7 protein-coding genes are annotated in these 6,908 nt (G+C 61.2%); 5 read left to right on the forward strand and 2 right to left on the reverse strand.

What is annotated here, in order from left to right; all coding sequences use genetic code 11:
- Nucleotides 1-178: 178 nt before the first annotated feature.
- Both thiS and WA943_RS06530 read left to right on the forward strand, forming a co-directional pair.
- Complete coding sequence (gene thiS, locus WA943_RS06525) at nucleotides 179-382, forward strand: sulfur carrier protein ThiS (RefSeq protein WP_424469049.1); 204 nt, start codon at nucleotides 179-181, stop codon at nucleotides 380-382.
- 85 nt (nucleotides 383-467) lie between these two features.
- On the forward strand, nucleotides 468-1,256 hold the full coding sequence (locus tag WA943_RS06530; RefSeq protein ID WP_424469056.1) for a thiazole synthase: 789 nt from the start codon (nucleotides 468-470) through the stop codon (nucleotides 1,254-1,256).
- Here WA943_RS06530 and WA943_RS06535 read toward each other — a convergent pair whose 3' ends face one another.
- Entirely contained in the window at nucleotides 1,257-2,042 is a 786-nt protein-coding gene (locus WA943_RS06535) for a DsbA family protein (protein WP_424469050.1), read from the reverse strand.
- The gene (locus WA943_RS06540; protein WP_424469051.1) at nucleotides 2,042-3,397 is read right to left on the reverse strand and encodes a M48 family metalloprotease; all 1,356 of its coding nucleotides are present in this window, start codon (nucleotides 3,395-3,397) and stop codon (nucleotides 2,042-2,044) included. The genes WA943_RS06535 and WA943_RS06540 overlap by 1 nt, the downstream gene beginning before the upstream one ends.
- Nucleotides 3,398-3,773: 376 nt before the next feature.
- Here WA943_RS06540 and WA943_RS06545 point away from each other — a divergent pair, with 376 nt between their 5' ends.
- From WA943_RS06545 to WA943_RS06555, 3 genes are read left to right on the forward strand one after another with little or no spacing between them, the layout of a single operon-like run.
- Nucleotides 3,774-5,243 carry a gamma-glutamyltransferase gene (locus tag WA943_RS06545; protein WP_424469052.1) on the forward strand — a complete coding sequence of 490 codons (1,470 nt, stop codon included), beginning with the start codon at nucleotides 3,774-3,776 and terminating at the stop codon, nucleotides 5,241-5,243.
- 10 nt (nucleotides 5,244-5,253) lie between these two features.
- Nucleotides 5,254-6,444 (forward strand): pyridoxal phosphate-dependent aminotransferase, encoded by a 1,191-nt coding sequence (locus WA943_RS06550; RefSeq protein WP_424469053.1) that lies wholly within the window; start codon nucleotides 5,254-5,256, stop codon nucleotides 6,442-6,444.
- Nucleotides 6,445-6,447: 3 nt separating this feature from the next.
- Nucleotides 6,448-6,900, forward strand: a complete 453-nt coding sequence (locus WA943_RS06555) for a TfoX/Sxy family protein (RefSeq protein WP_424469054.1) — start codon at nucleotides 6,448-6,450, stop codon at nucleotides 6,898-6,900.
- The last annotated feature ends 8 nt before the right edge of the window (nucleotides 6,901-6,908 follow it).

Genomic DNA, 6,908 nt, shown 5'->3' on the forward strand with positions numbered 1-6,908 from the left:
ACCTCGATTCGAGGCGGTCCAGTTATACGCAAGTCCCTTATGCCGCGAAAGGCTTTAACCGGCACTAACGGACTGTTGCGCAGGCTCGTGCCTGCCGGGTTGAATTGGGGTCGCGCCTCACCCATTATCCAGCCAATGCGGGCCAGCGCCCGCCAGATGCCAAGGCGGCGAATATTCCATGATGCAACTAACTGTAAACGGTGACATCCACGAAATTCCGGGGCCGATCAGCCTTTTGGGACTGATCGAACATTTCGGCCTGGAACCGCGCAAGGTCGCCATCGAGCGCAATCTCGAAATTGTGCCGCGTTCGACCTATGCTCAAACACTGCTCGGCGACGGCGACCGGCTTGAGATCGTTCATTTCGTCGGCGGCGGTTAACCGCCCGAAAGCCGGTGTCGAGCTGTAAAATTTTTAATACCGAGTGCAGGAGTAACAAGTGGCGGAAACGGTGAAGGTCAAGGCGGTGGAAACGGGCGGCACGCAAGACGATGGTTTCGTGATTGCGGGGCGCACTTACCGCTCGCGCCTCATCGTGGGCACCGGCAAATATAAAGACTTGGCCGAGAACGCTGCGGCAGTTGAGGCGGCGGGCGCGGAGATCGTCACCGTCGCGGTGCGTCGCGTCAACGTGACGAACCCCAAGGAACCGATGCTGATCGACTTCATCGATCCGAAGAAGGTCATGTATCTGCCGAACACAGCCGGTTGCTACACGGCGGAAGATGCCGTGCGCACGCTTCGCCTCGCGCGCGAAGCAGGCGGCTGGAATCTCGTGAAGCTCGAAGTGCTGGGCGACCAGAAGACGCTTTACCCCGACATGATCGAGACGTTGCGTGCCGCCGAAGCGCTGTTGAAAGACGGCTTCGACGTCATGGTCTATTGCTCTGACGATCCGATCATGGCCAAGAAGCTCGAAGACCTTGGCTGCTGCGCCATCATGCCGCTTGCAGCACCCATCGGCTCAGGCCTCGGCATTCAGAACCCGATCAACATTCGCCTCATCATCGAGCAGTCGAAAGTGCCGGTGCTCGTCGATGCGGGCGTCGGCACGGCATCCGACGCCGCGATTGCGATGGAGCTGGGCTGCGATGGCGTGTTGATGAACACGGCAATTGCAGAAGCCAAGAATCCGATCCTGATGGCCCGCGCGATGAAGCTTGCGGTCGAAGCCGGTCGGCTTGCCTATCTCGCCGGTCGCATGGCGAAGCGCAAATATGCCGATCCGAGTTCGCCGCTGGCGGGCCTTATCTGATCAGCAATTCGCGCCGCAGGTCTCGCGCGCGACTTTCACCGCAGAAGCCAGTTCATCCGTGCTGAGCGCGCCGGGATGCATCTTGCCGCCGATGACGAAGCCCGGCGTTCCCGTGACGCCGAGGGCGCGTGCCAGTTCTTCATTGCGCGCGATCGTCGCCTCGATCTCGGGGTCCGCCATGTCGCGCCGGAGCTTCGCCGTATCGAGGCCGACGCTCTTGGCGATCTGCATGATCTTCTTCTCGTCGAGCTCGCCCTTGTTGGCGTAAAGCGCCTGGTGCATCTCGAAATATTTGCCCTGCTTGCGCGCAGCAATGGCGGCATGCGAAGCGACGACCGAGTCCGGCCCGAGGATCGGAAACTCTTTCAGGATCAGCTTTATATTGCCGTCGTCATGCACCGCCTTCATCAGCGGCCCGAAAGCACGCTTGCAGAAGCCGCAGTGATAATCGAAGAACTCGACGATGGTGACATTGCCGTTCGGATTACCCGCAACGAAAGACGAGGGATCTTCATAGATCGCCTTTCGATTGGCCGCGACGGCGTCGCTCTGCCGTTGTGATTCAGCAGAAGCCTGCTTGGCATCGAGTTCTGTCATCACCTCGATCAGAATTTCGGGATTCTTCACGAGGTAGTCGTGGACGATCTTCTCGATGTCGCGCTTTTGCGTATTGCTAAAGCTCTGCGTTTTTTCCTGTGGAGCGGCCAGACTCAAAGTGGAGCCTGCAGCCAATCCGAAAACCGCAATCACAGCGAACGCAAAACCACGCAGAACCGTCAACTTCATTATCTGTCTTCCATCTCATTGCGCGCGGTCACAATGTCCTGCGCGCGGAGCCATTCCGGCGAGCCTGCCTTGAGCAGGGACTGCGCCTTTTCGGCATGCATGCGCGCATCTTTCATCGCGCCGATCGCTTCGTAATACTGCGCGGTGGAAAGTTCCGCCATGCCGATATTGTTCTGCCGGCTATAGGCAATCGACAACTGGTAAAAGGCAAACGGGTTTTCGCTGTCGTGCTTGACGGATTCCTGAAGATAGCCAAGCGCCTCACGATCGAATTCAGGCTTTTCCACCGCGAGCATTGATTGCGCGAGGGAAAGCTGGAACTGCGGCTCGTTGGGCTTCAGGGCCAGCGACTGTCTGTAGCTGGGAACCGACTCGGCAACCTTGCCGCCCTCGAACTGGATCTGGCCCTTCAATTCCCACAGATAGGGATTTTTCGGGTCTTTCTTCAGCAGAAACTCAAGCTCGCTCAACGCCTTTTCATTGTCTCCGGCCTTGTGATAGGCGACCGCGCGTCCGTAATGCGCGTAGTCGCTTTGGTCGGAACTTGGATAGCGGCGAAACGTGACGTCAGGCGCATCGACGAAGCCGTTCAGCTTTGCCTGCACCATTTTGAAATGATGAATGCTCTCCGGCGGATCGGGCTTGTCGAAATAGGGCGACGCCTTGACGCGCTCTTCAAGCGAGGCAAGACGATCTTCTGAAATCGGATGGCTGCGGATAAACGGGTCCTGCTGCTGCGTGCTCAGAGCTTCCTGATCGCGGAATTTTTCAAACAGAAGCAGCATGCCCTTGCCGGACAGGCCCGCGCGCTGAAGATAAGTTGCGCCCGCCTGGTCGGCGCTGCCTTCCTGCTGGCGGCTATAGGTCAGCATGGACCGCATCGCGACCTGCGAGCCGCCCGCCAGAATGGCCATGCCGGCATCGCCTGCGCCCGCGATGATCGCTCCAAGCCCGGCAATCATCGATGCGTAGTAGGGAAGCGCCAGCTTGCCCATAGCCTCCTGGCCGCGCGCCAGATGCCCGCCCGCCATATGGCCGGTTTCATGCGCGATGACGCCGATCAGCTCCATCGGCTCGTCCGACTGAGTGATCAGGCCGGTATTGATGAACATGCGCTGGCCGCCAGCGACGAAAGCGTTGATGCCGGGGTCCATCACCAGATGAACGCGCACGGAGGAGGGGACAAGCCCTGCCGCGCGCCAGATCGGCGTCGAATAATCCCGGAGCATCTGCTCGGTCTCGGCGTCGCGCACCAGCGATATGCTGTCTGCATAGGCCGGGGCCGCCCCGGCAAAAGCGAGCAGGGCGCTCAAGCACAATGCGCTTGTCTTCTTCGTCAGCGTCGCAGCTTTCATCGTCTCCCCTTGCGCACATCGCCGGACTGTCCGGTGCGCGTTCTAAAGGCCCCGTACCTCAAATCCACAACACAGGCGCATTGACGTCCCATGCCGCGCCGTGTCTTTCTTTGGCGGCTCATCGGTTTGCAACATTTCTTTCAACAGAATCGGTAGAAAACGGCGTTGAAAGCCCGAGCCGAGCCGACTAAACGGTAAGTGCGAGCCCACCGCCCGTCAATCAAGCCTCAAGATAAACGGTTCGCATGTCCAATACCGGCGTTTGTCTTGACGCTGGCCGAGAACAAAGCCTCGAATAAAGGCCGAATTGTGAATAGGGCTGAACATGGCCCAAGGCGCGAAAGGGCCGAACACCGGCCAAAGGGGAGACTTACTCGTGCGCACCACCTGGTTGAGAACAGCCCGTCCCATCGTCAATCTGGCTTTCGTCTCCGCGCTTGCGGGGTGCTCCATGCTCCCGGACATGGGCGGCGGATCAAGTTCGCCGCTTGGGGCCACCGTCACCAGTGGCGTCGAGACCAAATATGCGCGCGACGACATTGCCGGCAAAAAGCTGGCGCTCGACCCGTCTGATTCTTCCTTCGCCGGTGCAGTTATCGCCGACGAGCCGACAGCGGCACTGGTCGCGCGCAACGTGCTGGAAAAAGGCGGCAATGCCGCCGACGCGGCGACGGCCCTCTATTTTGCACTTTCCGTGACCTATCCGGCAGCGGCAAGCCTTGGCGGCGGCGGCGTCTGCCTCGCGCGTCAGGGCGGCAAGCCTGAAGTCGAAAGCATTGCCTTCCTTACGCGCCGCCCGCTTGAAGGCGGCTCCATCGCCGTACCGGGCAACGTGCGCGGCTTCGCGCTGCTGCAAGCCCGTTACGGGTCCAAGTCCTGGTCGGAAATTGTCTCGCCGGCCGAGCGGCTGGCGGCGACCGGCGTGCCCGTCTCGCGCGCCATGGCGCATCAGCTTGGTGAAAGCGCCGTGATGATCGGCAACTCCCCCGATCTGCGCCGCAGCTTCGCGCGTCCCGATGGCACAGCCTATCAGGAACTCGACACGTTCAGCCCCGCGGCCCTGGCCGGAACGCTCGCGCATATTCGCAGCCGTGGCGTTGCCGGTTTTTATGAAGGCGAGACGGGTCGCATTCTTATCGCTGAATCGCGCACCAAAGGCGGTTCGCTCTCCGCTTCCGATCTTGTGAACTACCGTCCTGAAGTATCGCCCGCGCAGCAGATCGCCGTTGGCGAGTTGAACGTCATGCTTCCTGCCCGCAACCTTGGCGCAGGCGTATTCGCCGGAACGCTCTGGTCGAATATTCAGGGTGCATCCGGCGCCGCCGCGCTCACCGCCGCCGCCGAACGCACGGCTATCGCGCTTGGCGCGAGATCGGGCCCGGCGCTTGAGGGCGACTACGGTTCGACCTCGTTCGTTACCGTCGATAGCAAGGGCGGCGCGGTTGCCTGCTCCGTCACCATGAACGGCGCATTCGGCGCAACGCGCACGGCAGATGGCACAGGTGTCGTTTTCGCAGCGACCCCTGAGGCCGTCGTGAAGGGCCTCGGCTCGGCCTTCCTCGTGCCGGTGATGGTCGTGAAGGCAAACAGCAGCACGGGCCTTTATGTCGCCGGTGCCGGTGCGGGTGCGCCCAAGGGCGGCGCCGCAATTGAAAGCGTCGTCGCAGGCGCGTTGACCGGCAATGAAGGTGCCGCCGCGTCGGCGCTCGCTTCGGGCCCCGCCGATGCGCGTTCGCCTGCCAACGCCATTGTCTGCCCGCAAGGCCTGCCCGCCGGGGCATGCTCGATCCATGTCAGCCCCAAGGGCTTCGGCGTCGGCTTCGGCGCCGTCGCGGCAGGCTCCTGAGCGGAACGCCATGAATTCACGTCCTCAGGTATCCAGTCGCGGAGCAAGCGCGCCCTTCATCGCGATGGAAGTCATGCGTGAGGCGGCCATGCTGTCCATGCAAGGCGGCGCTCACGGCAAACGCATTATCCAGCTCGCGGTCGGTCAGCCCTCGACCGGCGCGCCGCGTCTGGTGCGCGAGGCGGCCGCTCGCGCTCTCGAAAAGAGCCGCCTCGGTTACACCGACAGTCTTGGTATTCTGAAACTTCGCGAGCGCATCGCGAAACACTATGACGAGCATTACGGCCAGTCTGTTTCGCCTGATCGCATCATCGTCACGTCCGGCTCCTCGGGCGGTTTCGTGCTGGCCTTTCTTGCCTGCTTCGAAGCAGGCGCGCGTGTCGCAATCGCCGAGCCGTGTTATCCGGCCTATCGCAACATCCTGAAGTCTCTGGGGCTCGAAGTTGTCGGCATTCCCGTCGGCCCCGAAACGCGATGGAATTTGACGCCAGACCTGATCGCCGATGCGGAACGCAAACATGGCCGCATCGCAGGCGTTCTGGTCGCAAGCCCCGGCAATCCGACCGGCACCATGCTCGATGCGACCCACCTTGCAGCACTGACGGCGTCTTGCGAGGCGGAAGGCCGCTGGTTCATCTCCGACGAGATTTATCATCGCATCAGCTACGGCATGGCGGAGGCGACCGCTCTTGCATCCTCGCCCGACGCCATCGTCATCAACAGCTTCTCGAAATATTACAGCATGACCGGCTGGCGCCTTGGCTGGCTGATTGCGCCGCAACGCATGATGGTGCCGCTCGATCGTCTGGCGCAAAACCTGTTCATCTCGCCTGCTGCGCTGTCGCAGGAGGCCGCCATAGCAGCCTTCGATGCGAGCGAGGAGCTGGACGCCAACGTGGCCGTCTATGCGGCGAACCGCGAATTGCTGCTCGCGGAATTGCCGAAAGCGGGCTTCGACACCTTCGCGCCCGCCGACGGGGCATTCTATCTGTATGCGGATATAAGCCGTTTTCTGCGCGCCGACGGCAATGCGGACAGCACCGAATTCTGCAAGCGCATGCTGCGCGAAATCGGCGTTGCGCTGACGCCCGGCTACGATTTCGATACCGAGCGCGGACGCCAGACCGTGCGCTTTTCATTTTCCGGCGCAACCGCCGACATGGCCGAGGCGGCGGAGCGGATCAAATCCTGGCTTGGTTGAACCATGCCCGTAAGCCCCGAATACAAGGAATTCATCATCGAGCAGCTTGAGCGGCTGGGGCCGGTCAGGATGCGCGGCATGTTCGGCGGCGCGGGCGTCTATCTCGACGATCTGATGTTCGGCCTGATCTTCGACGAAACTCTCTATCTGAAAGTCGACGACCGCAATCGTCCCGACTATGAAGCGGAGGGCATGGAACCCTTCACTTACGAGATGACGGACGGCAGCACCGGTTCATTGCGCTACTACGAAGTTCCCGAACGCCTCTACGACGATCCCGACGAACTTGTGCAATGGGCGCGCAAATCGCTCGACGCGATGATGGTCGTGCGTGCGGAAAAGCTCGCAAAGGCGGCGAGGGTGGCGGAGCGGAAAAAAGCCGCTGCCAAAAAGCAGAAGGCGCCGCCCGGAAAGACAGCGCCTCCTGAAAAACCGACGACGAAGAAAAAGCGTTAAACCAGAAT

Origin of the sequence: Parvibaculum sp. (assembly GCF_049651025.1) — a bacterium.
Classification (GTDB): domain Bacteria; phylum Pseudomonadota; class Alphaproteobacteria; order Parvibaculales; family Parvibaculaceae; genus Parvibaculum.